Source organism: Streptomyces boncukensis (assembly GCF_011045075.1).
In the GTDB taxonomy this organism is placed as follows: Bacteria; Actinomycetota; Actinomycetes; order Streptomycetales; family Streptomycetaceae; genus Streptomyces; species Streptomyces boncukensis.
Genome location: NZ_JAAKZZ010000712.1, coordinates 1 through 3,000 on the forward strand (window position 1 = coordinate 1; position 3,000 = coordinate 3,000).

The window sequence follows — 3,000 nt, forward strand, 5'->3', positions numbered from 1 at the left end:
CCCGTTCCCCTGACGCCCCTGCGGCCGAGCTGCCGGGCCCGTTCACACGCTCCGGGCCGCGCTCGCCGCCGGCTCGTCGGGGTCCTCGTCGTGGCAGGCGCAGCGCGGGACAGCCGGGCCCGCCATGCCTTCGGCCGTGCGCTCCGCGGTCCCCTCGGCATCGAGATCGGCCAGGGCGGCGGCGAGCTTCATGGCAGCGCTCATGGCTATTCCCCTTCGAGACGGCGTCAGATGCGACTGGCCCAGGGCCCCTGCGGTACCGCTGAATGGCTTACCTGCGCTCCTCGACGGCAATCTCGGCGTGTCGCACGTTCACCCCGGCGGACGAAGTGGTGACCGTAAACCACCCGTTACGCTCATGTGCGCCGCCCGAAGGGGTAGCCGAGCACATGGTCCGGGTCGTAGCGTTCGCGCGCCGCGGCCAGGCGCGGGTAGTTGGCGCCGAAGTAGGCGCGCTGCCAGTGGGGGCGGTCGGCCTCGGCGTAGTTCTGGTAGGCGTTCCCGGAGGCCAGGGCGCGCAGCCTGCGGTGCAGCGCGTCGAGCGCGGCGCCGGTGGGGCCGCGGCCGGTGGTGTCCCCGCCGGGCGGCGGGCGGAACTGGGACAGCATCCCGAACAGGTGCCCCCGGTGCACCATCGCGGTCGCCGGGGCCGGCACCCGGTTGTAGGCGCCGCCGAGCGCCTCGAAGTCGCAGTTGCGGCTCTCGCCGGGCGCCAGGCCGCGCTCCAGCGAGGCGATCAGCTCGCGTGCCGCACTCAGCGGGAGCGGCCGGTCGAAGAACTCGTGGCGGCGCAGCACGAGGGGCAGCCGCCGCCGGGACGTACCGCCCCAGAAGCGCAGCGAGCCCCGCTGGCCGTGGGTGACGGTCGTATATGTGTCCGGCTCGCGGCCCACAGCGGCGACCAGTTCGGCCAGGTGCCGCTCCAGATCGCGGCGCTCACCGAGCCAGGCTCCGCCGACCGCCGCGGGCGACAGGCACTCCCAGGGCTCCCCGGCGGTCAGCCCCGCCATGCTGGAGAGCACGTCGGGGGCCCGGGGCCCCCACGCCTGCCAGGCCGTCAGCACTCTGGCGCGCCAGCCCAGCGGCCAGCCCAGCAGGAAGTCGGTGACGGGCAGTTCGGGGTAGGTGCGGAAGCCCAGCTCCGTCACCACGCCGAGGCCCGCGTGCCCGCCGCCGCGCAGCGCCCAGAACAGCTCGGGGTGCCGCCGCTCGTCGCACTCCACCACGCGCCCGCTGGCGAGCACCACCCGGGCGCCGACCAGGCTGTCGAGCGCGAAGCCGTAGCACCGCCCCGTGGTGCCCATGCCGCCGCCCAGGGTCAGTCCGGCCACCCCCACGGTGGGGCACAGGCCGGTGGGCACCACGCGCCGCCGCTCGTCCAGCGCGTCCGCGAACGGGCCCGTCAGGGTGCCGGCTCCGCACCGCGCCCGGTCCCCCTCCACCACCGTGCCGCTGAGCGGCGATATGTCCAGCACCAGCCCCGGGCCCGTGGAGAACCCGGCGAAGCAGTGGCCGCCCGCCCGGACGTGGACCGGGATCCGGTGCACGCGGGCGAAGTGCAGGCCCTCGCGCACATCCTCCTCCCCGGCGCAGCGCAGCACGGCGCGGGGGCGCGCGTCGTCGTACCGCTCGTCGGCCGTGCGTCGCGCCTCGGCGTATCCGCTGTCGCCGGGCAGCAGCAGCTCTCCGGCCAGGCCGCCCCTGAGGGCGTCCCACGCGGTGTCTCCCAGCAGGTGCGACGATGACGTAGAGTATGCGATCACGCACTGAAAGTATCCAGTTCGGCGCAAGCCAACACGCCGTACGCCGCCACTCCTTCGACGCGACCGGGGAGTGCGCACCTTCCGAGGGTCGCGCCGCTTGCCATGGACACTCAGCAGTCAGCAGTACCGGTGGACCGGCTCCGCTCCTCCGGTCCACGCCGTCCGGCGGTCGAGGCGGTGCCCGCCGCCTGGGCGCCTGAGCTGCGCGCGCGCATCGACTACCGCCCGCTGTGGCCGCGCTTTCTGTTCGCTGCGCCCAGCATGCGGCTCTACCGCCCGCTCGCCGCGCGCTGGCCGTACGCCCAACTGCTGCTCGTCTCCCCGGACTCGGGCGCGCTCCTGGGCTGGCTCGACACCGCGCCCGCACACTGGGACGGAACCGACGCGGGGCTGCCCGGCGGCTGGGACGACCTGATGCGGCGCGCCGTACGCGGGCTGCGCGCCGGGCGCCGCCCGGACACGCTCGCCATGATGTCGCTCAGCGTGCTGCCCGCCGCGCGGGGCGCGGGCCTGGGCCGCACGGCGATCGAGCTGACCCGCGCGCTCGCGGGGCGCCTCGGGCTGCGGGCCGTGCTCGCGCCCGTACGGCCGACCGCGAAGTGCGCGTGCCCGCACGTGCCGATGGCGGACTATGCGCGGCGGCGGCGGGCCGACGGGTGGCCCGAGGACCCGTGGCTGCGTACGCATCTGCGGGCGGGCGGACGCACGGCGGGCGTCGCGGAGCAGTCCACGGTGCTGGAGGCCCCGCTGGGCGACTGGGCCGGCTGGGGCGCCTCGGTGCCGCGGAGCGCGGGCGAGCGGGCGTTCACGGTGGCGGGGGCCCTGGCGCCGGTCCGGGTGACGCGGCTGGGGACGGGCCGCTATGTGGAGCCGAACGTCTGGGTCATCCACTCCCCTAGTGCCGCGACCGGAAAGGTTCACCGCCGCGCGCCGCCCGACACGGCCCATCGCGGCGTTGCCGGATCACGCGAGTACGCCCAGTACGAGCCATGATCCGGCGCCTTGCGAGGCTCCCCCAGCTACCGCTGGGAGGTGCCCCCTGCACCTGGGGGCACCTCCCAGCTCGAGCGGAGCCGAGAGCTTGGGGGAGACGCGAGACGGCAAACCTTTCCGGCCACGGCACTAGGGGGTGTTTCGAAAGCCCCGCACGCCACCTGGAACGCCCGGCACGTGCTCTCGCCGCACCGGCCGAAAGCCCGAGTACGCCCAGTACGAGGGCTTTCACCCGGCACGCCGA

3 protein-coding genes are annotated in these 3,000 nt (G+C 75.3%); 1 reads left to right on the top strand and 2 read right to left on the bottom strand.

The window, feature by feature from the left end:
* Positions 1-42 precede the first annotated feature (42 nt).
* Positions 43-204 (bottom strand): hypothetical protein, encoded by a 162-nt coding sequence (locus G5C65_RS34645; RefSeq protein ID WP_165303030.1) that lies wholly within the window; start codon positions 202-204, stop codon positions 43-45.
* A gap of 152 nt (positions 205-356) precedes the next feature.
* Positions 357-1,763 carry an FAD-binding protein gene (locus G5C65_RS34650; protein WP_165303031.1) on the bottom strand — a complete coding sequence of 469 codons (1,407 nt, stop codon included), beginning with the start codon at positions 1,761-1,763 and terminating at the stop codon, positions 357-359.
* Between the two features lie 102 nt (positions 1,764-1,865).
* Between G5C65_RS34650 and G5C65_RS34655 the strand changes: the two genes are divergently transcribed.
* Complete coding sequence (locus G5C65_RS34655) at positions 1,866-2,756, top strand: hypothetical protein (RefSeq protein WP_165303032.1); 891 nt, start codon at positions 1,866-1,868, stop codon at positions 2,754-2,756.
* Positions 2,757-3,000 lie beyond the last annotated feature (244 nt).

Excerpts from the sequence above, each read along its gene's own strand:
- G5C65_RS34645 (WP_165303030.1), bottom strand. The coding sequence starts at position 204 with ATGAGCGCTGCCATGAAGCTCGCCGCCGCCCTGGCCGATCTCGATGCC.
- G5C65_RS34655 (WP_165303032.1), top strand. The coding sequence starts at position 1,866 with ATGGACACTCAGCAGTCAGCAGTACCGGTGGACCGGCTCCGCTCCTCC.